The following is a 19,148-nucleotide window of genomic DNA, read 5'->3' on the forward strand; positions in this document are numbered from 1 at the left end:
AACGCACCCATAAGGAGCATGAACGCATACGGCCATGCCACGAACGAAACGATGTTCCCTAGACCACCCTGGGTGACCGGATATAGCCAGATTGCTGCTGTACCCGCCATCGTTACGGAGCGGCTCCAACGCCGCTCGCCTTTAGTCGTCATGCCCCACCCCGCTGGCGCTGACCGCGCTCCCAGTTGCTGTAGTCCGCGACGATTCGATCGAGCATTCCCCGCGCATCGTCGTTATGATCAATCTCCGCACGGCTCGCTACGCCGCACACACCGCGCAACCAGTCGGCACAGTCCTCGGGCGAGTGGGTACCGTCCGGCAGGTGCTCGATGTTCAGATTGCCTTTCTGGCGGCGGCGGTAGTCCAGGTAGAGCCCGAAACGCGGGTTTTCGCACAGCACGGCGGCACGACGGGCCTGCTGGCCGCCCTTTGGCTTGTCAGTCATTGGCATCCTCGATACCGCTCTCCGGGCAGCGGCATAGGTAAAATAGCGCGGCAAACACCGCGGCGAGCGCGATGGCGCAGAACATGGTGAACGCGCCAAACATGAACTCGGTCATGCCCGGGCCCTCCCGCGTTGGATCTTGCGCAGACACGATTTACACGCCGGCAGCGCCAGCCACGTGCCCGGCTCCTTGAACTCGCCCACGCCCCTGGGGTAGTGGCATTCGGGGCACACCCGGCGCCCCTGTACGCTATTCGACATGCTCACCCCCAGCGTTCGCCTCGAGGTGATAGCTCCCCAGCAGCGGTACGGCCAGCGTCTCGCGCACACCACACTGGGTTAACCGGTAGCCCACACCCTCGTGAGCGGCGTACTCCTCGGCGACCAGTGCGTCACACGCCACCCGGATCTGATGCAGCGAGACAGGTAGGCCGTGGTCGTGCGCCAGCTGCCTCAGGTACTCCGGCGCCGCCGGGCCGGTGAGCAACAGCAGGCGCAGCACGATGTTTTGGTGATCGACGGGTTTAAGCATGGGCCGGGGCATCGTAGCGCTCCTCCTGCTCGGTTTCGTGGGTGGTGGCGTCGCCGCCGTCGATGCACATCAAGTCTTTTGCAGGAATCGTCCACGCGAGCTCGGCGTCAGATGCAAAATCAACTTCCCAACCGCCCCCCTTGAATCTGGCTAACTGCTCGCTATCCAGCGCTCCATCGGGGTGAATCGTGAACGACTGACCAGCAGGGATAAACTCAACAGCCACCCCCACCTGGTTGGCGACCTCTCCGCGCAGCACGACTACTAAACACCCAGGCTCAATCGGCTTTTGCATCATCCACCTCCTCGCTATGCGCCAGCACGCGACCCTTATCGGTCAACGCCAGCAGTTGCCGCGGCGGTTTGTCGTTGGTCGTGCCGCTCACGGTCACCAGATCAGCATCGAGCAGCTCGGAGCAGCGGCCGCAAATGCTCGATAGCGGGCGCTGGATGCGGGCGGCGAGCTGGTTGCGCGTCATCGGCCCTGCAGCGAGCTCCTCGAGGATGCGGCGCTGGTAGGCGTTGGCGCGTCCGCTTTTGCGAATCTCGCGAAACGCTTCGGCGGAAACCTCCCGCCCGGTGGGTTGCATTACAGGGTTGGTCATCATCGTTATCGGCTCCCCAGGGCGGCACGCAGTGAGCGCAGCCCCTGTTCTGAATTCATCCGATCGGGCATGCCCGCGGCGGCGCTTTGTGCCTGCGCGGCTTCCCGGCTGGCGCGCTCGGCTCGCTCGGCGCGGGTCATGGTGCTGTCGTGGCCGATCAAGCCCCGGGCGCTCAGCTGCTCGCCGGCCATGACGCGATTGATCAGCGCGGCGTACTCGCGGCGAAACTGGCGCTCGAGGCGTCCGGCGCGTGTCTCGCCGCCGCCGTGGGTCAGCTCCCACCAGCCCACTGCCGCGCCGGCCATGCGCACCGCTTCATGGCTCCACTGGTGCTGGCCGGGCTGGTGGGCGTGGGCGCACACCTCGCGCCAGGCGTCGGCCTCGGTCGGCAGGCCCATGTCCTCCGGGCGGGGCTGGCACAGCGCGGCGAACTCGGCGGGCATCGGTGGCCAGGCGGTGTCGCTGGCGCGGGCGGCGTCCTGTACGCGTTGGCGTACCCGGCGCAGGCCCACGGCCAGCTGTGCCGGCGCCAGCGTATTGAGCTCGGCCCACCACGCGCCGGTCTGGTCATACGCGCCCCAGTCACTAGTGAACCGGGCACCAAACAGCTCGCCCATCACGTTGAACAGCTCGTCGATGTCACCAGCCGCCACCGTGGGCGCGGCATTCCCCGTCGAGGGTTTGCCCTGTGCCGGAGTCGGGCGCTCGGCCTTCGGCGGCTGCACGGGCTTCCTGAGCTGTGAGACGGCGTTTGGGAGTACGGTCGCGGCGGTTTGCATGGGCATTGCCTCCGGTGGTGGCGGGCTGGTTCTGTTGGGCTTGCTGGCGTTTGGTGTTCTCGTGGATCCACTTGGCAAAGCGGCGGGTCCATTCGGCGTGGGTCATAGTGCGGTGGGCCTGGGCGACGAAGTGCTCGCGGAAATCCATCAGCGCGTCGAACACGTTGGCGTCCGGCGCCAGCCCGCGTTGCAGGCACGCCACTTGGTAGGTTTCGGGCTCGGGTTCCCAGTCGAGGGTCATCGCGGTTTTGCGGTCAGTTACCGGGTCGGCGGCGGGCTCGCCGTCGTCGGCCTGCTGGGCGGCACGTTCGAACACGCTCGGCTCAAGCGCGCTCAGAGAGAGAGGGGTTACTCTCTGTTGTAGTCTCTGTAAGAAAACGCCGTTTGGGAGATTCTGTGCACTCCCTTCTGGCGAGTCTTGATTCTCCGGTTGGGCGTTTTCAGATTCTCCGGTTGGGAGAGTCTGGGCAGCGGCGGGGGCTTCCGGCGTTTTTTCCTCCGCTTCCGGGGTCAGCGCCAGCGCCAGTTGCTGGGCCAGTGCCTCGGTATTGACCCGGTACCAGGTCTTGGCCGGTACGCCCTTGCGCACTTCCTCGAGCACGCCGATCTGGCCCAACTGCTTACGGGCGGTGACCTGCTGCTTGGCGCTCATGCCGGTTTCAGATTCCCAGCTATCGTGGTCGCCCTGCTGCTCTTTCCAGAACCAGCCATCACGCGTAGCGGCGGTGGGCGTGTTCGTCAGGAAAAGCGCCTGGCTCAGGAAGATGGCGCCCTGCACAGTGACACCCGGCAGGCGCGTGAACACGGCCTGATAGGCCACCGGCCGGCCCAGTAGCGCGGGGAGCATGGCGGCGGTTATGCTCATACGCACACCTCAAAAATACCTGTATGCAAAATCACGGTTGCGGTACCGATGCTTGGGCCTCGCCCGGGGCAGTATGCTTTGCTACATCAGCCTTGAGCTTGCCGCGGGTACGTCCCTCGATTTCGTACTGCAGGTTGAGAGGAAGATCGTCGCTCCACTGGCTAACCGCGCCCTTGGTTCGATTTAGCGCTTTGGCCGCACGAACGGTGCCGCCATAGAAATTCAGAACATCCTGCTTATTCATGGCAGAGGCCTCCTGTGTATTGCGACAGTTTAGACGCCTGCACCCAAATAGTTCAAGCACCTTTACTCTATAAGGTTTAGATTTCTAAATATGGAAAAACATATCGGTGACCGAATCAGGGAAAGGCGCAAAGAGCTTGGCTATAACCAGCCAGAGCTTGGCAAGCTCGTCGGTAGAACCAAAGGCGCGGTTAGCCAGTGGGAGAGCGGTCAGGTCAAGCCGGATCGGGACTCGCTAATCAAGCTGGAGAGTGCGCTTAAGTGCTCGCAATCATGGCTTATGACGGGAAAGGAGAGCACGAGCTCTTATCCAAAGCGAGAAAGTGACAGCGAATTACTAACCGTCAACGAGCAGTCTATTGGCTTTGCTCCACGCCTACAGGGGTGCTGCCCTGAAATAAGCTGGGTTCAAGCGGGGCAGTGGTCAGAAGTGTGCGACATCAACCACGACCCTGAAACCACAAACTGGTTTCCAAAGCCGCCCGGCGCAAGCGATCAGACGTTCGTGCTCCGCGTAGTTGGTGAAAGCATGCTGCCCGACTATCCGCCAGGGCGATTCATTTTCGTTGACCCTGAAAAAGCTGCTGATAGCGGCGATGACGTGATTGCCGTGATGACTGAAACCAACGAGGCCACGTTCAAGCGATTGATCGAGGAGCCCGGCAGCCCTCGCATGCTCAAAGCCCTCAACCCCGCTTGGCAAAACCCATACCTTCAAATCAATGGGAGCTGCCATATTATCGGCGTCGTCATAGCCGATATGAGAATGCGCAACCGCTGAACCATCATCCGCCAACACAGGGCCCGCACGTAGCGGGTCTTTTTTTATGAGAAAAGTTTAGCCGCCTGAATTTTAGGCTTGACGATAGGTTTAGTTATTTATACTCTGAGTTTAGACAACGTGACTCAGGAGCTAAACCGTGCACACCATCGAACCCCAAGAATTCGAATGCCAGGGCTTCACCTGCCGATTCGGCCCGCGCAACAGCGAATGGCCCAGCCGCGTACAAGCGCAGGTGATCGCCTGCATCGCCGCCGGTCTCACGCATAAAGAGATCGCCAAGCTGCGCGGCTGCTCGCCCCGCACCGTCAGCGCCACCGCGTCCGCGCTGCTCTACTACCTGAACGCGCACCGTGCGGCGGCCGCCGTGGCCGAAGCGATGCGGCGCGGCTGGATCGCCCCGCTGCTGCTGGCGCTGATGATCAGCAGTATCACACCGGACGCGCCGGCCCTGCGCCACCGCCAGCCGACGCGCACCCGTACGCCCTACAGCGCCAGCCGACTGATTGCCAGTCAACGCGGCTCGGAGGGCGTATAGCCATGAGCCTCGACGCCCCCAAAACCGTCACCGAAGTGTTCGCCGCTCACGGCCTCATGTCCGGCCAAGTGTGCGTGCTTCTCGAATGCCAGGAGCTGGCGCTGGCCGTCACGCTGCAGAAGAAATACCGCGTTGCACTTACGACCGGCCCGCTGGGCGTTGAGTGCTCCTCGTGGCCAGAAGGTACTGCGCCCAAAAACAACCCCGCCTTTCGGTGGTTCATGACCGGCACCGACCTCGCCGACATTCGCTTGGTTCGCGATCACCTGCGCGCCTTACTGCTCGATAGCGCCAATACCGGAGGCGCCGCCCAATGACCACTCGCATTCGACACGCCGTGCTCGCCGGTGGCGCCATCGTCGCCGCCCTCGTGCTGGGCCAGCTCAGCCAGGACGACGCCGAACGCCGGCAGGACTGGCTAACCAGCTACTGCACCGACGCCGCCGTGTGGCAGGCCGAAGAGGCGCGCGGCGTGCCGCTCAACCAGCGCACCGGCGCGCCGGACTATCGCGGCATCGCCGCCGAGAGCTGCCCGGGCATGCGCCCGGCCGGCCCCGCGCTCGCTGCCGATCGGCAAGCGCCCGCCCGGTTTACGGTGCCGGAGACCGCCGGCCGCCCTGTTCAAATGGTTCAGTTTTAGGAGGCTGTCATGCCGCTCATTGAAGCCACGGTAGAAGTTAATGTTTCGCTGGAAGATTTTGATACCGACGACTTGCTCGAGGAGCTCAAGGAGCGCGGGGCAAAGCTCGAGACAATAGGGCTACCTGACGGATATGACCCGGTTGAAGGAAGGAGTACCGCCCAGCTCGCCGATGCGCTCTACGAAGCCCGCCGTAACGGTAACGACGCCCGAGCACTCGAGCTGTGCGACCGACTTATCTACGCCGCCATCGGCCGCATCGTTTAGGAGGCACCGTGTTCAACCAGGACGACTTCGACCGCATCTTCAAACAGCCCGCGCCAGTTAAAGACACTGACAAAACCAATCTACCGAATCATCGAGCGAACGGAGAACATCATGCCTAACTGGGTAACAAATCAAGTAAACGCTCCAAAGCACGTTATTGAAGCCATGACCAATAGCGAAGGCCGTATCGATTTCAGACTGGCTGCGCCATTTCCAGGACCCAACAACGAGTGGAACGGAATTATTGGCGATGCAGAACAAGCCGCTGAAATCGTTTGTGCCACTCCGCTGAGCAATCACCCGGGGCTTCGAGCCCTGCAGGAAGGTAACCGCAGCAGGTTCGACATAAGAACGCTATCCGAAGAATCTTTTAAACAGTTTGTAGGCATGGTTGAGAACTATCGCGCCTGTGGTTATCTGCACAGCATGTGCTTTGCAAGAGAGATATGGGGCACCAAATGGAACGCCTGTGAAAGCCAATCGAGCCCGAAAGAAGGCTTAGCGCGATTTGATACGGCTTGGGCTTGCCCGAATGGAGTGCTGATAGAAGTATCCAAGCGCTTTCCGGATGACGTAATAGAAGTGATTTTTGCTGACGAAGACATCGGCAGCAACTGCGGCAAATTTAAGCTGAAAGCGGGTGAGGTTTTCGACTCCGAAACCTCTCCTGGTTGGGGCGAAATGGACGAAGAGCAGCGCGCCAAGTGGTCAGCCTTCGCGCTTGAAGTTAAAGGCTGGGATCCGGAAGAAGAGGACCAATAACATGTGGTTCAAACACCTTCACCTTTACCGCCTGCATGGCACTGAATTGCTCAGCCCCGCTCAAATGAGCGAGTTATTGGAAGAGCACGCCATCAAGCCGCTGGGCAGCGCCGACGCCCGGCGTCTCGGCTGGACCGCCCCCGCTGGCCGACTCGGTAGCAGCCAGCTGCTGCACGCCGTGGCGAACGACGGCCACCGCCTGCTGAGCGCACTACGGCAAGAGCGCCTGCTCCCCACCAGCGTCATCGCCGAAGAGCTCACCGAGCGCGTCGCCGACATCGAGGCCGCCGAGGCGTGCAAGGTCACTCGCAAGGAAAAGACCGCGCTCAAGGAACAGATCACCGAGGAACTCTTGCCCCGCGCGTTCGTGCGTAGCCAGAAGATTGACCTCTGGTGGGACACCGAGCGCCAGCTGATCGGCGTCAACACGTCCAGCCGCACCCGCGCCGAGGAAGTGCTCGACCTGCTGCGCGAGACGCTCGGCTCGCTGAAAGTGACGCCGCTGGCGACGCAAACGCTACCGGTGCGCGCCATGACCGGCTGGCTCGGCAACCCCGCGACCCGCCCCGCCGACATGCAGCTCGGTGACCAGGTCGTGCTCAAGGCCAAGGGCGACGACGGCGTGGTGCGTGCGCGCCAGCTCGACCTCGACAGTGACGAGATCCAGCAGCTACTGGAAAGTGGCCGACAGGCCAGCCAGCTCGCCCTGGGCATCGAGGGTCAGCTCTCGTTCGTACTGCACGACGATCTGGCCATCAAGTCGCTGCGCTTCGGCGACGCGCTGATCGAAGAGGCCGACCACGCCGATGACGGCGACGACGCCCTGGTACGGCTGGAAACCGACTTCGTGCTGATGGCCGGGTGTTTGCGCGCCAGCATCGAGCGAATCCTCGAATGGATGGGGGGCGAGGCCGTGCGGGAGAACAGTAAAGCGGGGGTCAGCCAGTGAAGAGAATCTACATCAGCGGCCCCATGACCGGCCTGCCCGGCCTCAACTTCGAGAGCTTCAACCGCGCCGCCAAAACACTCCGCACGCTGGGTCACCAGGTCTCCAATCCAGCAGAAAACGAAGATGCTGGCGAGCTCTTGAGCTGGGAAGAGTACCTGCGCCTGGATCTAATCGACATGCTGAAGTGCGACACCGTCGCCCTGCTCCCGGGCTGGGAAAGCTCAAAGGGCGCGCAGCTTGAGCTGCACGTCGCGCACCGCGTCGGCATCGAGGTAGTCCAGTTCGACTCCTTACTGGCAACACTCACCCAGGAGGCCGGTTGCCATGCCTAAACCTGCATTCCGCAAACACGCGATCTACGTCATCGACCCCACGAACGGCGAGAAAACCTCGCTGAGTGCACTGGCCAAACGCCATGGCCTCAGCACCAGCCTGGTGAACAAGCGGTATCACGATGGCAAGCAAGGCGCGGCGCTGATCGAGCGCTATGACCGCCGCCTCGAAGCCGAGCAACAGCGCCAGCAGCTCAGCGCGCGTGAAGCGCGCATTGATCGAGCGTTTTGGGTAAATACCAGGGGGCTGGCGTGCCCGTTGAAGCGGCTGGGTGATGTCGTGAGCCGTGGGGAGAGCTTTCAATGAGCAACCTGAACCTTTTCGGACCCGAGCTGGTAGTGGATAACTTCGCCGGGGGCGGTGGCGCCAGCGAAGGCATCGAGCAGGCGCTGGGCCGGCCGGTCGACCTCGCTATCAATCACGACGCCACAGCCATCGCCGTGCACACCGCGAACCACCCGGGCAGCGGGCACGCCGTTGCCGACGTGTGGGACATCGACCCCGAGCAGGCCGTGAACGGTCGCCCGGTCGGGCTGGCGTGGTTCTCGCCGGACTGCCGGCACCACTCGAAAGCGAAAGGCGGTCGCCCGGTGTCGAAAGCCGTGCGTGGGCTGGCCTGGGTCGCCGCGCGCTGGGCCGCGAAGGTCAAGCCGCGCGTGATCATCCTGGAGAACGTCGAGGAGTTTCTGGATTGGGGCCCGTTGATCAAAGGTGCCGATGGGAAAGTGCGTCCGGATCCGGCACGTAAAGGCCAGACCTTCCGAGGCTTTGTCAGCTGCCTGAAACGTCACGGCTACCAGGTCGATTGGCAGACCCTGCGCGCCTGCGACTACGGCACGCCCACCATCCGCCGGCGCCTGTTCCTGATTGCCCGGCGCGACGGCCTGCCGATCGTATGGCCGAAGCCCACGCACGCCGACCCGCGCGTACCGGCCGTCCAGCGCCGCAAGCTCAAGCCCTGGCGCACCGCGGCGGAGTGCATCGACTGGTCGCTGCCCTGCCCCTCAATTTTCGGGCGCAAGAAGCCGCTGGCCGAGGCAACGCTCAACAGGATCCGGAAGGGCGTTCAGCGCTACGTGCTCGAGCACCAGCAGCCGTTCATCGTGACCTGCAACCACGGCGGCGCTGGCTTTCGCGGCCAAGGCATGCAGGAGCCGATGAAGACGATCACCGCGGCGCATGATGCGCACGGCATCGTGACGCCCTATTTGGTCAAGCTCAACCACACTGCGGCGAACTACACACCCTTCCGAGGGCAGTCGCTCGAACAGCCGCTACAGACGATCACCACGGCCCCCGGGTATGCCATCGTCGCCCCTACCCTCGTTCAAACCGGCTACGGCGAGCGCGACGGTCAAGCGCCCCGCTGCCTCGACCTGCAAAAGCCGCTGGGCACGGTCGTGGCTGGTGGCTCCAAGCATGCGCTGGTGGCGGCGTTTCTGGCCAAGCACTACACCGGCGTGGTCGGCGTCGATCTGCGCCAGCCCCTGCCGACGGTCACGACCACCGACCACAACGCCGTGGTGAGCGCCTTTATGATCAACATGAAGGGCAGCCAGCGCAGCGCGATCGATGCGCGCCAGCCGCTCAACACCATCTGCGCCAGCACCACGCACGCCTACCTGACCGCCGCTTTTCTAGCACCGTATGCCGGTGGCCACCAGTTGCCCATGGTCATGATCGACGGGGAGCAGTACATCATCGTCGACATCGGCATGCGCATGCTCCAGCCCCACGAGCTCGCTGCCGCTCAAGGCTTTCCGGACACCTACCGCTTCGCCGAGATCGACGGTCAGCCGCTGGCGAAGAGCAAACAGGTTCGATTGATCGGCAACAGCGTTTGCCCGCCGCTGGCCCGCGCCATCGTCGAAGCGAATTTCACACACGAACGGCGGTTTATGCCGCTTGGGGAGGTGGCCGCATGACCCGCTACGCAGAAAAAACCAGCGTCTCGAGCGAGCGCAGCCGCGCCGAGATAATGACGCTCAAAAACGAAGCCATTGCGCCCGACTTGGGCGCCCTGCTCGACTTTCTCGCCGGCGTTCGCCTCAACAGTGCCACCGAGAAACAGGCGCAGGCCGACCTCGAACAGGCCCTCGCCGAAACCGGCTGGATATTCCAACGCGAGTGGCGGTTAAGCGATCGCGATATTCCGGATTTTGTAGTCCGTGTGAACGAGACCGTCATCGTGATCGAGCTCAAAACGCGCGCCCAACGCAAGCGCATCTATCGACAGCTCGAACGCTACGCCCAGCACAACCAGGTGGACGCCGTCGTATTGCTAACCGGTACCGCCATGCAGCTGCCCAGCGAGATCAGCGGCAAGCCGGCGCGGGTGGCATCAATGGGCGCGGGGTGGCTATGAAAACCTACGGCTCCCTGACCCTACGCAACGGTGCCTGGCACCTAACAGGCATTCCGCCACACGTGGCCATCCGTCTCAAGCAGCTGTTTCCCCGCGTACCGAAAGCGCAGACCGACACGTTCCTGTTTCCGGACGACAAACCACACTGCGCGGATCTCGCCTGGTTCCTGCAGCGCTACCCGATGGCCATGACGCTCGACGACCAGCTTTCGCTCGAGGGTGGGCGCGATCAGTTCGAGCAGAACCAGGCCGATATGGAAGCCATCCTGCGACCAGACTACCGGCCCGGTGAGCGCAGCGGGCTACGCGAGGGCCAAGTGTTGCGGCCCTATCAGGGGCAGGCGGTCGACCTGTGCCTTTCGCGGGGCTCGCTACTGTTGGGCGATGACGTCGGTCTGGGCAAAACCTACACCACCGCCGCGATGTTGCTGGACTCAGCCACGCTACCCGCGGCCGTGGTCATGCAAACCCACCTGCAAGACCAGTGGCGCGAAAAGATCGAGGCGTTCACTACGCTGACGACGCATAAGATCAAGGGCACCAAGCCCTACGACCTGCCGCCAGCGGACGTCTACCTGTTCCGCTACAGCCAACTGCTGGGCTGGATAGACACGTTCGACGATGGCTTTTTCAAAGCGGTCGCGTTCGACGAAATTCAGGAGCTGCGCCGTGGCACAGAAAGTGGCAAGGGCGAAGCCGCCAAGAAGCTCGCCGATGCGGCGCAATTCAAGCTCGGCCTGTCGGCCACGCCGATCTACAACTACGGCGCCGAGATCTGGAACGTGATGCAGTTTCTCGACGATATGGTGCTGGGCAACTGGGGTGACTTCCAGCGCGAGTGGCTCAAGGATCACCGGCAGGTCAACGACCCCGAAGCGCTGGGCTCTTACCTGCGCGACCAGAACATCATGCTTCGCCGTACCAAGCGAGACGTAGGCCAGCAAATGCCGCCGATAAACACCATCGTCGAGCACATCGACAGTGACGACGAGGCACTGGCCTCTATCGATGACCTCGCGCGCCAGCTCGCCCTCAAGACTACCACCGGCACATTCATGGAGCGCGGGCGCGCCGGGCGCGAGCTCGACTTGCTGGTACGGCACGCCACCGGTGTGGCCAAGGCCAAGAACGTGGCGCGCTACGCCCGCATCCTGCTCGAGGCCGACATGCCCGTACTGCTAATGGGCTGGCACCGAGACGTGTACGACATATGGCTGGACGATCTCGCCGAGTACGCCCCAGCAATGTACACCGGCAGCGAGACCGACAAGCAGAAGCGGGAATCCGTGCGAAGGCTGGTCGAAGGCGAGACCAACCTGTTCATCATGTCACTACGCAGCGGCGCCGGCCTCGACGGCCTGCAGCACCGTTGCTCGACCGTCATCTTTGGCGAGCTCGACTGGTCGCCCAAGGTGCACGAGCAAATCATCGGGCGCCTGGATCGTGAAGGCCAGCAAGAGCAGGTAACGGCGATCTACCTGAACACCGACGAGGGCTCAGACCCGCCGATGGTCGAGGTGTTGGGCGTGAAGGCGTCGCAATCCAGCGCGATCGTTGACCCCGGGCGCCAGCTCGCAAACCGGCATTCTGATAAGACCCGCATCCAGGCACTGGCCGAGCGGTTTCTTGCCAGTCGCAATAGCAAACAGGAGGTGGCATGACCCAGCCCACCCACACTCACCGCACGCTCGCCGGCAAATACGCCGAGCTCGCACAGCACCAGGGCGCCGGCGCGCTCGAGGGGCACTGGCTGGTGATCTACGAGGATCTCGATAAAGGGATTCAGTCGGCGACCACTCAGAGCGACTGGCTCGAACAGTGGCGCCTACTCGAGAAAGACGACTGTCCGCTGTGCATGGGCACCGGCACCGACCCGATCAAGGGCAACAAGTACAAGCCCTGCGGCCACTGCTATGGGCTCGGAAAAGTGACGGCCACCGGCGAGCCTGCCAGTGACCTTTGGAGTTTGTCTGACATAGCCGCCGACATCATCCGGCGCCAGCGCGCCGAGCTCGAGCAGCTGAGGGCGATCGCCGACTATCCGGGCGTACGCGAATGGGCAGAGCGTGAGCGCCAGAAGCGCATCGACGACGGTATCGCACAACAGGAACAGGAATGGCGCGGCAAGCCTGGGCATGGCCATGGTGGCCAACGATATACGGGAGATTGATCATGGCACAGCTACTACCGATGAAAGCCGTTTCTCAAAAGGTCGGCTACAGCGAAAGCAAACTGTACTCACTGATTCGCGAGGGAGAATTCCCGGCGGGGCGCAAACTGTCGACCGGCGGCGTGCGATGGCTCGACACCGAGGTCGACGCCTGGATCATGCGAGCATTCGAGCAGGCACCGGCGGCGCGGCTGCACCTTGCATGATCGCGTCGATATAGTCGCTATACCACTGGAGCATTTCGCGCCGCTCTTTCAAATAGTCGGCGTGGTTATACGCAGCTCGCACCTTGTCACCCGGCACGTGCGCCAGCTGCTTCTCGATGAGATCTCCACGCCAGCCGTGCTCGTTCAGTAGCGTCGACGCCGTAGAGCGGAAGCCGTGACCACTGAACCTGCCCTGCCACCCCATCCGCTCGAGCGCCTTGTTGATCGTCGTGCCACTGATCGGCATGCCCGGGTGTCGATACGATGGGAACATCAACGGCAGGTGCCCGGTGTAGCCGTGGAGTTCCTGGAGGTATGCCACCGTTTGAGTCGAGAGCGGCACGACGTGCGGCCGGCGCATCTTCATCCGTGCAGCGGGTATGCGCCACTCCGCGCGCATGAAGTCGACCTCTTCCCACCGCCCCTGCCGGAGCTCGCCGGTCCGTAGCATCGTGCGCATCAGCACCTGCATGGCCAGGCAGTTGATGCGCCAGCCCGCTTTACTGTCGATCGAACTGGCCAGCTCGGCCAGCTCTTCGCTTTTGAGCGATTTACTGTGCTGCACTTGCGGCCGCTGTATCGCCCCCTCAATGGGCGCCGCCGGGTCATGGTCAGCCCTTAGCGTGCTGGCCGCATAGCGGTAAATCTGACCGATCCACTGTCGCACGAGCATCGCCACCGTCGGCGCGCCGCGGGCTTCGATCTTCTGTACCAGCATCAATACGTCCGCCGGCGTCACTTCGCGAATGTTCCTCGACCCAAACGCCGGGGCCATTTCTCGTTCGATCCCCTTCATGACCTGTCGAGCGTAGTATTCGGACCAGCGCGGGCTTTGCTTTTCCCACCACTCCCGCGCGATCACGTCGAACGTGTCCACGGCGCTCCGCTTGGCCTTTTCCCGCTCTGCCCGCTGCAGCGCCTTGGGATCAATGCCCTGGGCGGCGTTGTGCTTCACGTCGTCGCGCTGCTTGCGGGCCTCTTTTAGCGTCACCTGCGGATACTGCCCGGGTGTATACAGGTTCTCCTTGCCGTGCAGAAAATAGCGCACCCGCCAGTATTTTTTCCCGCTCGGCCGCACGTCCAGATAGAGGCCGTCGGCGTCAGGAATTCGATACGGTTTTTCGGCAGGCGAGGCCTTGCGGGCCTTGGTGTCAGAGATCGGCATCTGGGTAACGCTCGAGACAAAACGGGTTTACCCATAGTGTTACCCAGCTCGTTACCCGGGTCTAGGCCTAATTTCGGTGGAGCGATATGGAGAGATATGCAGAACTGGCGGGATGCGGGACAGGTGTCATGCGGACACGTGGAGTTATATACAGTGGTATGGAGGGTAATCGCGATTATCGATCATCGCCACACGCGGTGTCTTGTCCGCTATCGCCACGCTTACCCCATCATACTGATCAATCGGCTAAAAACGATGATACCCTAACCGGGCGGCGCGTTGCAGTGGCCAAGCGATATCGGCGCCGCGCGAATACTGGCAAGACGTTCGTGCAATCATTATGATCTGGCGTTTTTTTAGCGAGGGACATCTGGAATGAAGCACCGCGCCACCCTTGGGAGCCTACTGGTCGCCGGTTTGATGGCCTTGGCCCTCCCCGTTCAGGCCGCGCCCTCGTATAAAGTGATGGCCTCGTTTTCGGTGATCGGTGATCTGGTGCGCCGGATCGCTGGCGACGACATCAGCGTCGAGACCATCGTGCCACGCGGGCAGGACGTGCACCGCTGGGAGCTTACCCCGCCCAACGTGCTGGCGATCGAAGAGGCGGATATCGTCTTCTACAACGGCTACGGGCTCGAGCCCTGGCTTAGGCACGTCGAGGCGATGGCGGACCAGCGCCTGCGCCTGAAGCCTGTCGCCGAGCGGGCGCAGTTCGAAACGCTGCCGGTGACGGTGGGCCGTCTCAGTGGCAGCATCGACCCGCACCTGTGGATGGACCCAGCCGGCGCCAGCGCTTACGTCGATGTCATTGCGCGCACCCTGGGCGAACAGTATCCGGAAAAGCGCGCCGTGTTCGAGGAGCGCGCCGCGCGCACCCGCGAATCGCTGGCGCTTTTGAGCGCGCGTCTCAAGGAGCGCCTGGAAGGCATTCCCCAGACCAACCGCGTGCTGTACACCAGCGAAGCCGGCATGGCCTATTTTGCCCGCGCTTTCGATTTCGATTACGCCGCCATCTGGGGCAGCAATAGCGAGCGCCTGGGCAGCGCCTTCGATATGGCGGTGATGAGCGAACGGCTGTCCGACACCCGCCCGCCGGCGCTTTTTTATGAGAGCACCACGCCCTGGATTCACATGGACGCGCTTTCGCGGGAGAGCAATATTGCGCTGGCGGGCCCGCTCCACGTCGATAGCCTGGGGGACACCGACAGCCCCGCCTATAACTACCCGGGCATGCTCAACTATAACGCCGAGCTTTTGCACAGCGCGCTCGGCGGCGCCCGGCCCTGAGACGGGGCGTTTTCAATCGATCAGCGCGGTGAGACTCGCCACGCAAAGATCCGGCCGGCTCGCCTCGATCGGCTCCCCATGGTTGTAGCCGTAAGGCAGCGCGACGGTGGCGAACCCGGCCGCCCTGCCCGCCTCGATATCGTGTTTGGAGTCCCCCACCATCACGCACGCCTGCGGCGCGGCGTTGAGGGTTTTCGCAACGTGCAGAAGCGGCACCGCGCTCGGCTTTTTCTCGGTCAGGGTGTCACCACCGATACAGAGCGCGAAGCGCTCATAAAGCCCAAAATGCTCGAGAATCGGCGCAATGAAGCGTTCGGGCTTGTTGGTGATCAGCGCAAGCTCGAAGCCGGCGGCGTCGAGGGCGGCCAGCGCCTCTGAAGCGCCGTCGTACACTCGGGTATGGACAAACGGCGCGGCGCCGTAATGGCGCATGAACGCCTCATACGCCTGGGTCGAAAGCGCATTGTTGGGCGTTTCACCGAGCGCCCAGGTCAGGGCGCGCTCGACCAGCGACCGGGCGCCGTTGCCTACCCAGCTACGCACGTTGGCCTCGTCCGGGCCGCTAACACCGGCCTCGTCGAGCGCTTTTTGTACGCCCACGGCCAAATCAGGTACGGAGTCGATCAGGGTGCCGTCCAGGTCGAAAGCGATGAGCCGCTTGTTGTCTAAAATCGCGTGCATGAAAATCCTTTGGTGTTTATAAGGCGCTGTCGAAAAGCGGCAAGCCTAGAGTGCCAAAAAGCACGGCCCACGTCAGGCAAAAACAGGGTAAAGCCGCGCGCCGCCATTCGTCAGAATCAGTAGAAAGCACTATGCTAAAGCCAAATTTGCCAAGGAGAAGCCAGTGACTCATCCAAGGATCGTCATCGTCGGCGGCGGCGCGGGAGGCCTTGCGCTCGCCACGCGTTTGGGGCGCACGCTCGGCAAGAAGCAGCGCGCCGAAATCGTTCTTCTGGACCGCAGCGCCACCCACGTCTGGAAGCCGCTGCTGCATGAGCTGGCCACCGGCGTGTTGAACTCCGCCATGGACGAGGTCGACTTTCGCGGCCACTCCAGCGCCCACGGCTACCGCTACCAGCGCGGCTCGCTGTGCGGGCTCGACCGGGAAAACAAAACGCTGAGTCTGGCCCCCATTCTCGATGAAGACGGCGTCGAGGTACTGCCGGAGCGCACCCTCACCTATGACTACCTGGTGCTCTCGCTTGGCAGCGTCTCGAACGACTTCGGTACTCAAGGCGTGGCCGAGCACTGCCACTTCATCGACTCGCCCCATCAAGCGAAGCTCTTTCAGCGCGACATGATCAACACCTTCCTGCGCTACACCGACCCGACGCTTCGCACCCACACCACGCTGAGCGTGGGGATCGTCGGCGGCGGCGCCACTGGCGTGGAGCTCGCCGCGGAGCTTTTGGACGTTACCCGCCTGCTCAACGCCTACGGGGTTACCAATGTCGACGACAACCAGATCAGCGTTCACCTGATCGAGGCGGCGCCACGCATTCTGCCCGCCCTGTCCGAGCGCGTCAGCCAAACCGTTCACAAGGAGCTCGAAAGCTTGGGCGTGAACATCCATCTGGAAACCGCCATTCAGGAGGCGCGGGAGTACGAGCTGGTCACCGGCGACGGCGAGACGATCGAAACCGACCTGAACGTCTGGGCCGCGGGCATCAAGGCACCGGACTTTCTCGCCGAGCTGGGGCTGACGGTGAACAAGAGAAACCAGGTGTGCGTCGAGCAAACCATGCAAAGCGTCGACGATCCGAGCATTTTTGCCATGGGCGACTGCGCCAGTTGCCCTCAGGGCGACGACTCGACGGTGCCGCCCCGCGCCCAGGCCGTGCGCCAGCAGGCGGGTGTGCTGGCGGAAAACATTGGCCGGGTGCTCGAAGGCAAGGAGCTCAAGCCCTTCAAGTACAAGGATAACGGCTCGCTGGTGTCGCTTGCCCGCTACGACGCGGTCGGCAACCTGATGCGCGGCGGCGCCTCCCGCGGGCTATTCCTGGAAGGCTGGATGGCGCGCAACGCCTACGCCTCGCTCTACCGCATGCATCAGGTCTCAATTCACGGCGTGCCGAAAACCGGGCTGACTTGGGTGGTGGATAAGCTAAACCGCTACTTGAAGCCACGCATGAAGCTGCACTAAGCGCTACTCAATTGCCCGTAAAATGAGCGGCCGGCCAGATTAGCGGCCTGCCAGCGCCTGGCGCAGCGAGCCGATGACGCTGTCGTAGCCGTTGGGGTCGCTTTTGCTGTGCGCATTGAAGATCGCGGAGCCGGCCACGAACGTATCCGCGCCGGCCTCCTTGATGGCCTGAATGTTGTCCACCTTGACGCCGCCGTCGACCTCCAGGCGAATCGGGTGCGGCGCGGCGTCGATGCGCGCGCGAGCCTCCTTGAGCTTGTCCAGCGTCGCCGGAATGAAGGACTGCCCGCCGAAGCCCGGGTTGACGCTCATCAGCAGCACCATGTCGATCTTGTCCATCACGTAATCCAGGTATGACAAAGGCGTGGCCGGGTTGAACACCAGCCCCGCCTTACAGCCGGCGTCGCGAATCAGCTGAAGCGAGCGGTCGATGTGCTCGGAGGCTTCCGGGTGAAACGTGATGTAGCTGGCGCCAGCCTCGATGAAATCACCGATCATGCGATCCACCGGCTTGACCATCAGGTGTACGTCGATGGGTGCGGTCACGCCGTGGTCTCTCAGCGCCTTGCACACCATCGGCCCGATGGTCAGATTCGGCACGTAGTGGTTGTCCATGACGTCGAAGTGAACGATATCGGCGCCGGAGGCGAGCACGTTGTCGACCTCTTCCCCCAGACGGGCGAAGTTGGCAGAGAGAATCGAAGGGGCGATGAGAAAGTCTTTCGCGGCGGTCATAAACGCTCCAAGGGCAAAGCGGGCGCGCCTCATAGGCGCTGACAAAGCGCGCATGATATCAGAGTCCGACGTCTGGACGCCCGCCCGCTTAGCGGCGAGAGAACGATCATTATTCCCCAATCGAATATAAAGCCGGATTGTAATTCCCGAAACACAGGACTAACCTTGTCTTATCGTGAAAACGTCTATGGGCAGATCGACTCAACCGGTCTTCATGGACGCCGTGCTTGCATGATCGCTCGGCAGCTCGCTCACTCAGACTTGTCGCTCACTCCTACTTGTCCGCAAACAAAAGGAAAGATTCGATGCGCTTACCGCTTGCTCTCTCTGCTCCCTTCACCCGCACCGCGCTGGCCCTTGCGCTCGGTACCGCCGCCGCTGGCGCGACCGGTACCGCCATGGCCCAGGAGCGCGAGCTTCTGAACTCCTCCTACGATATCGCCCGCGAGCTGTTCGCCGCGATCAACCCGGATTTCGTCGAGTGGTGGCAAGAGGAGCACGATGAAGAAGTCAGCGTTAGCCAGTCCCACGGTGGCTCCTCCGCCCAGGCGCGCGCCATCATGCAGGGCCTTCGCGCCGACGTCGTGACCTTCAACCAGGTGACCGATGTCGACGTGCTGGCCGACGCCGGGCTGGTCGACGAAGAGTGGCAGGACGCGTTCGACAACAACGCCTCGCCCTACTACTCCACCACGGCCTTTCTGGTGCGTAAGGACAACCCCAAGGGCATCGAGAGCTGGGATGACCTGGTTCAGGAGGACGTCGAGCTGGTGTTCCCCAACCCGAAAACCTCGGGCAACGCACGCTACACCTACCTCGCCGCTTGGGGCTTCGCCGACCGTGAGTTCGACGGCGACGAAGAGCAGATTCAGGAGTTCATGCGCCAGCTTCTTGCCAACGTCGCGGTGTTCGACACCGGCGGTCGCGGCGCGACCACCAGCTTCATCGAGCGCGGCATTGGCGACGTGCTGATCAGCTTCGAGTCTGAAGTGAACAACATTCGCCGCGAGTACGGCAGCGACGACTACGAAGTCATCGTGCCGCCGATGAGCGTGCTGGCAGAGTTCCCGGTCGCGGTGGTCTCGGAAAACGCCGAGCGTAACGGCAACGAGGACCTCGCCCAGGGCTATCTCGACTACCTCTATACCGAAGAGGCCCAGCGCACGCTGGCTGGCTTCAACTACCGCGTTCACAACGACGCCGTGGTAGAAGAGTTCGCCGACGAGTTCCCGGAAACCGAGCTCTTCAACGTAGACGACGTCTTCGGCAGCTGGGACGAGATCATGGAAACCCACTTTGAAAGCGGCGGCATGCTCGACCAGCTTCAGCGTCGCTAAC

General features: G+C 62.6%; 29 protein-coding genes. 17 read left to right on the plus strand and 12 right to left on the minus strand.

Features of this window, described 5'->3' with window-relative positions:
- Nucleotides 1-148 precede the first annotated feature (148 nt).
- From MQW23_RS15310 to MQW23_RS15345, 9 genes are read right to left on the minus strand one after another with little or no spacing between them, the layout of a single operon-like run.
- On the minus strand, nt 149-445 hold the full coding sequence (locus tag MQW23_RS15310; RefSeq protein ID WP_252109076.1) for a hypothetical protein: 297 nt from the start codon (nt 443-445) through the stop codon (nt 149-151).
- Complete coding sequence (locus tag MQW23_RS19490) at nt 438-560, minus strand: hypothetical protein (protein WP_264297497.1); 123 nt, start codon at nt 558-560, stop codon at nt 438-440. Before MQW23_RS19490 ends, MQW23_RS15310 begins: the two co-directional genes overlap by 8 nt.
- Nucleotides 557-706, minus strand: coding sequence for a hypothetical protein (locus MQW23_RS15315; protein ID WP_252109077.1), 150 nt, complete (start codon nt 704-706; stop codon nt 557-559). Before MQW23_RS15315 ends, MQW23_RS19490 begins: the two co-directional genes overlap by 4 nt.
- Entirely contained in the window at nt 696-989 is a 294-nt protein-coding gene (locus MQW23_RS15320; protein WP_252109078.1) for a hypothetical protein, read from the minus strand. Before MQW23_RS15320 ends, MQW23_RS15315 begins: the two co-directional genes overlap by 11 nt.
- Nucleotides 970-1,272 carry a hypothetical protein gene (locus MQW23_RS15325; protein WP_252109079.1) on the minus strand — a complete coding sequence of 101 codons (303 nt, stop codon included), beginning with the start codon at nt 1,270-1,272 and terminating at the stop codon, nt 970-972. The genes MQW23_RS15320 and MQW23_RS15325 overlap by 20 nt, the downstream gene beginning before the upstream one ends.
- Nucleotides 1,256-1,585 carry a helix-turn-helix domain-containing protein gene (locus tag MQW23_RS15330; RefSeq protein ID WP_252109080.1) on the minus strand — a complete coding sequence of 110 codons (330 nt, stop codon included), beginning with the start codon at nt 1,583-1,585 and terminating at the stop codon, nt 1,256-1,258. The genes MQW23_RS15325 and MQW23_RS15330 overlap by 17 nt, the downstream gene beginning before the upstream one ends.
- A 2-nt stretch (nt 1,586-1,587) precedes the next feature.
- Nucleotides 1,588-2,307 (minus strand): replication protein P, encoded by a 720-nt coding sequence (locus MQW23_RS15335; protein ID WP_252109081.1) that lies wholly within the window; start codon nt 2,305-2,307, stop codon nt 1,588-1,590.
- Nucleotides 2,222-3,226, minus strand: a complete 1,005-nt coding sequence (locus tag MQW23_RS15340) for a DnaT-like ssDNA-binding domain-containing protein (RefSeq protein ID WP_252109082.1) — start codon at nt 3,224-3,226, stop codon at nt 2,222-2,224. The genes MQW23_RS15335 and MQW23_RS15340 overlap by 86 nt, the downstream gene beginning before the upstream one ends.
- Before the next feature lie 31 nt (nt 3,227-3,257).
- Nucleotides 3,258-3,470 (minus strand): Cro/CI family transcriptional regulator, encoded by a 213-nt coding sequence (locus MQW23_RS15345; protein WP_252109083.1) that lies wholly within the window; start codon nt 3,468-3,470, stop codon nt 3,258-3,260.
- 90 nt (nt 3,471-3,560) lie between these two features.
- Here MQW23_RS15345 and MQW23_RS15350 point away from each other — a divergent pair, with 90 nt between their 5' ends.
- The 14 genes from MQW23_RS15350 to MQW23_RS15415 all read left to right on the plus strand — a co-directional run bounded on the left by MQW23_RS15350 (nt 3,561) and on the right by MQW23_RS15415 (nt 12,480).
- Nucleotides 3,561-4,250 (plus strand): LexA family protein, encoded by a 690-nt coding sequence (locus MQW23_RS15350; RefSeq protein WP_252109084.1) that lies wholly within the window; start codon nt 3,561-3,563, stop codon nt 4,248-4,250.
- 139 nt (nt 4,251-4,389) lie between these two features.
- A complete protein-coding gene (locus tag MQW23_RS15355) occupies nt 4,390-4,788 on the plus strand; it encodes a LuxR C-terminal-related transcriptional regulator (RefSeq protein ID WP_252109085.1) in 399 nt (132 codons plus the stop codon).
- 2 nt (nt 4,789-4,790) lie between these two features.
- Nucleotides 4,791-5,105: a hypothetical protein gene (locus MQW23_RS15360; protein WP_252109086.1), complete on the plus strand. Its 315-nt coding sequence runs from the start codon at nt 4,791-4,793 to the stop codon at nt 5,103-5,105.
- The gene (locus MQW23_RS15365) at nt 5,102-5,428 is read left to right on the plus strand and encodes a hypothetical protein (protein WP_252109087.1); all 327 of its coding nucleotides are present in this window, start codon (nt 5,102-5,104) and stop codon (nt 5,426-5,428) included. Before MQW23_RS15360 ends, MQW23_RS15365 begins: the two co-directional genes overlap by 4 nt.
- Nucleotides 5,429-5,437: 9 nt before the next feature.
- The gene (locus MQW23_RS15370; protein ID WP_252109088.1) at nt 5,438-5,695 is read left to right on the plus strand and encodes a hypothetical protein; all 258 of its coding nucleotides are present in this window, start codon (nt 5,438-5,440) and stop codon (nt 5,693-5,695) included.
- A 111-nt stretch (nt 5,696-5,806) separates the two neighbouring features.
- Nucleotides 5,807-6,457: a DUF1281 family ferredoxin-like fold protein gene (locus tag MQW23_RS15375; protein ID WP_252109089.1), complete on the plus strand. Its 651-nt coding sequence runs from the start codon at nt 5,807-5,809 to the stop codon at nt 6,455-6,457.
- Nucleotide 6,458: 1 nt separating this feature from the next.
- Nucleotides 6,459-7,406: a recombination-associated protein RdgC gene (locus MQW23_RS15380; RefSeq protein WP_252109090.1), complete on the plus strand. Its 948-nt coding sequence runs from the start codon at nt 6,459-6,461 to the stop codon at nt 7,404-7,406.
- The gene (locus MQW23_RS15385) at nt 7,403-7,738 is read left to right on the plus strand and encodes a DUF4406 domain-containing protein (RefSeq protein WP_252109091.1); all 336 of its coding nucleotides are present in this window, start codon (nt 7,403-7,405) and stop codon (nt 7,736-7,738) included. Before MQW23_RS15380 ends, MQW23_RS15385 begins: the two co-directional genes overlap by 4 nt.
- Nucleotides 7,731-8,045, plus strand: coding sequence for a hypothetical protein (locus MQW23_RS15390; protein WP_252109092.1), 315 nt, complete (start codon nt 7,731-7,733; stop codon nt 8,043-8,045). The genes MQW23_RS15385 and MQW23_RS15390 overlap by 8 nt, the downstream gene beginning before the upstream one ends.
- Entirely contained in the window at nt 8,042-9,664 is a 1,623-nt protein-coding gene (locus tag MQW23_RS15395; RefSeq protein WP_252109093.1) for a DNA cytosine methyltransferase, read from the plus strand. Before MQW23_RS15390 ends, MQW23_RS15395 begins: the two co-directional genes overlap by 4 nt.
- Nucleotides 9,661-10,104, plus strand: coding sequence for a hypothetical protein (locus MQW23_RS15400; protein WP_252109094.1), 444 nt, complete (start codon nt 9,661-9,663; stop codon nt 10,102-10,104). Before MQW23_RS15395 ends, MQW23_RS15400 begins: the two co-directional genes overlap by 4 nt.
- A complete protein-coding gene (locus MQW23_RS15405) occupies nt 10,101-11,765 on the plus strand; it encodes an SNF2-related protein (RefSeq protein ID WP_252109095.1) in 1,665 nt (554 codons plus the stop codon). The genes MQW23_RS15400 and MQW23_RS15405 overlap by 4 nt, the downstream gene beginning before the upstream one ends.
- A complete protein-coding gene (locus tag MQW23_RS15410) occupies nt 11,762-12,274 on the plus strand; it encodes a hypothetical protein (protein WP_252109096.1) in 513 nt (170 codons plus the stop codon). Before MQW23_RS15405 ends, MQW23_RS15410 begins: the two co-directional genes overlap by 4 nt.
- Before the next feature lie 2 nt (nt 12,275-12,276).
- Nucleotides 12,277-12,480, plus strand: coding sequence for a helix-turn-helix transcriptional regulator (locus tag MQW23_RS15415; protein ID WP_252109097.1), 204 nt, complete (start codon nt 12,277-12,279; stop codon nt 12,478-12,480).
- On the opposite strand, the gene MQW23_RS15420 is transcribed toward MQW23_RS15415, so the two are convergent.
- A complete protein-coding gene (locus tag MQW23_RS15420) occupies nt 12,431-13,645 on the minus strand; it encodes a tyrosine-type recombinase/integrase (RefSeq protein ID WP_252109098.1) in 1,215 nt (404 codons plus the stop codon). The two genes, MQW23_RS15415 and MQW23_RS15420, sit on opposite strands and share 50 nt — an antisense overlap.
- Nucleotides 13,646-14,020: 375 nt before the next feature.
- Between MQW23_RS15420 and MQW23_RS15425 the strand changes: the two genes are divergently transcribed.
- Nucleotides 14,021-14,932, plus strand: coding sequence for a metal ABC transporter solute-binding protein, Zn/Mn family (locus tag MQW23_RS15425; protein ID WP_252109099.1), 912 nt, complete (start codon nt 14,021-14,023; stop codon nt 14,930-14,932).
- 12 nt (nt 14,933-14,944) lie between these two features.
- On the opposite strand, the gene MQW23_RS15430 is transcribed toward MQW23_RS15425, so the two are convergent.
- The gene (locus MQW23_RS15430; RefSeq protein ID WP_252109100.1) at nt 14,945-15,613 is read right to left on the minus strand and encodes a phosphoglycolate phosphatase; all 669 of its coding nucleotides are present in this window, start codon (nt 15,611-15,613) and stop codon (nt 14,945-14,947) included.
- Between the two features lie 163 nt (nt 15,614-15,776).
- On the opposite strand from MQW23_RS15430, the gene MQW23_RS15435 reads away from it, so the two are divergent.
- The gene (locus MQW23_RS15435; RefSeq protein WP_252109101.1) at nt 15,777-17,075 is read left to right on the plus strand and encodes an NAD(P)/FAD-dependent oxidoreductase; all 1,299 of its coding nucleotides are present in this window, start codon (nt 15,777-15,779) and stop codon (nt 17,073-17,075) included.
- Between the two features lie 39 nt (nt 17,076-17,114).
- Here the strand turns inward: MQW23_RS15435 and rpe are convergent, their stop codons facing one another.
- Nucleotides 17,115-17,810 carry a ribulose-phosphate 3-epimerase gene (rpe, locus tag MQW23_RS15440; RefSeq protein WP_252109102.1) on the minus strand — a complete coding sequence of 232 codons (696 nt, stop codon included), beginning with the start codon at nt 17,808-17,810 and terminating at the stop codon, nt 17,115-17,117.
- 305 nt (nt 17,811-18,115) lie between these two features.
- On the opposite strand from rpe, the gene cysP reads away from it, so the two are divergent.
- Nucleotides 18,116-19,147: a thiosulfate ABC transporter substrate-binding protein CysP gene (cysP, locus tag MQW23_RS15445; RefSeq protein WP_252109103.1), complete on the plus strand. Its 1,032-nt coding sequence runs from the start codon at nt 18,116-18,118 to the stop codon at nt 19,145-19,147.
- Nucleotide 19,148 lies beyond the last annotated feature (1 nt).

It is taken from the genome of Halomonas sp. S3-1-1 (assembly GCF_023757625.1).
GTDB lineage: Bacteria > Pseudomonadota > Gammaproteobacteria > Pseudomonadales > Halomonadaceae > Vreelandella.

Excerpts from the sequence above, each read along its gene's own strand:
- MQW23_RS15310 (WP_252109076.1), bottom strand. The coding sequence starts at position 445 with ATGACTGACAAGCCAAAGGGCGGCCAGCAGGCCCGTCGTGCCGCCGTG.
- MQW23_RS19490 (WP_264297497.1), bottom strand. The coding sequence starts at position 560 with ATGACCGAGTTCATGTTTGGCGCGTTCACCATGTTCTGCGCCATCGCG.
- MQW23_RS15315 (WP_252109077.1), bottom strand. The coding sequence starts at position 706 with ATGTCGAATAGCGTACAGGGGCGCCGGGTGTGCCCCGAATGCCACTAC.
- MQW23_RS15320 (WP_252109078.1), bottom strand. The coding sequence starts at position 989 with ATGCCCCGGCCCATGCTTAAACCCGTCGATCACCAAAACATCGTGCTG.
- MQW23_RS15325 (WP_252109079.1), bottom strand. The coding sequence starts at position 1,272 with ATGCAAAAGCCGATTGAGCCTGGGTGTTTAGTAGTCGTGCTGCGCGGA.
- MQW23_RS15330 (WP_252109080.1), bottom strand. The coding sequence starts at position 1,585 with ATGATGACCAACCCTGTAATGCAACCCACCGGGCGGGAGGTTTCCGCC.
- MQW23_RS15340 (WP_252109082.1), bottom strand. The coding sequence starts at position 3,226 with ATGAGCATAACCGCCGCCATGCTCCCCGCGCTACTGGGCCGGCCGGTG.
- MQW23_RS15345 (WP_252109083.1), bottom strand. The coding sequence starts at position 3,470 with ATGAATAAGCAGGATGTTCTGAATTTCTATGGCGGCACCGTTCGTGCG.
- MQW23_RS15350 (WP_252109084.1), top strand. The coding sequence starts at position 3,561 with ATGGAAAAACATATCGGTGACCGAATCAGGGAAAGGCGCAAAGAGCTT.
- MQW23_RS15360 (WP_252109086.1), top strand. The coding sequence starts at position 4,791 with ATGAGCCTCGACGCCCCCAAAACCGTCACCGAAGTGTTCGCCGCTCAC.
- MQW23_RS15365 (WP_252109087.1), top strand. The coding sequence starts at position 5,102 with ATGACCACTCGCATTCGACACGCCGTGCTCGCCGGTGGCGCCATCGTC.
- MQW23_RS15370 (WP_252109088.1), top strand. The coding sequence starts at position 5,438 with ATGCCGCTCATTGAAGCCACGGTAGAAGTTAATGTTTCGCTGGAAGAT.
- MQW23_RS15375 (WP_252109089.1), top strand. The coding sequence starts at position 5,807 with ATGCCTAACTGGGTAACAAATCAAGTAAACGCTCCAAAGCACGTTATT.
- MQW23_RS15380 (WP_252109090.1), top strand. The coding sequence starts at position 6,459 with ATGTGGTTCAAACACCTTCACCTTTACCGCCTGCATGGCACTGAATTG.
- MQW23_RS15390 (WP_252109092.1), top strand. The coding sequence starts at position 7,731 with ATGCCTAAACCTGCATTCCGCAAACACGCGATCTACGTCATCGACCCC.
- MQW23_RS15395 (WP_252109093.1), top strand. The coding sequence starts at position 8,042 with ATGAGCAACCTGAACCTTTTCGGACCCGAGCTGGTAGTGGATAACTTC.
- MQW23_RS15400 (WP_252109094.1), top strand. The coding sequence starts at position 9,661 with ATGACCCGCTACGCAGAAAAAACCAGCGTCTCGAGCGAGCGCAGCCGC.
- MQW23_RS15405 (WP_252109095.1), top strand. The coding sequence starts at position 10,101 with ATGAAAACCTACGGCTCCCTGACCCTACGCAACGGTGCCTGGCACCTA.
- MQW23_RS15410 (WP_252109096.1), top strand. The coding sequence starts at position 11,762 with ATGACCCAGCCCACCCACACTCACCGCACGCTCGCCGGCAAATACGCC.
- MQW23_RS15415 (WP_252109097.1), top strand. The coding sequence starts at position 12,277 with ATGGCACAGCTACTACCGATGAAAGCCGTTTCTCAAAAGGTCGGCTAC.
- MQW23_RS15420 (WP_252109098.1), bottom strand. The coding sequence starts at position 13,645 with ATGCCGATCTCTGACACCAAGGCCCGCAAGGCCTCGCCTGCCGAAAAA.
- MQW23_RS15425 (WP_252109099.1), top strand. The coding sequence starts at position 14,021 with ATGAAGCACCGCGCCACCCTTGGGAGCCTACTGGTCGCCGGTTTGATG.
- MQW23_RS15430 (WP_252109100.1), bottom strand. The coding sequence starts at position 15,613 with ATGCACGCGATTTTAGACAACAAGCGGCTCATCGCTTTCGACCTGGAC.
- rpe (WP_252109102.1), bottom strand. The coding sequence starts at position 17,810 with ATGACCGCCGCGAAAGACTTTCTCATCGCCCCTTCGATTCTCTCTGCC.
- cysP (WP_252109103.1), top strand. The coding sequence starts at position 18,116 with ATGCGCTTACCGCTTGCTCTCTCTGCTCCCTTCACCCGCACCGCGCTG.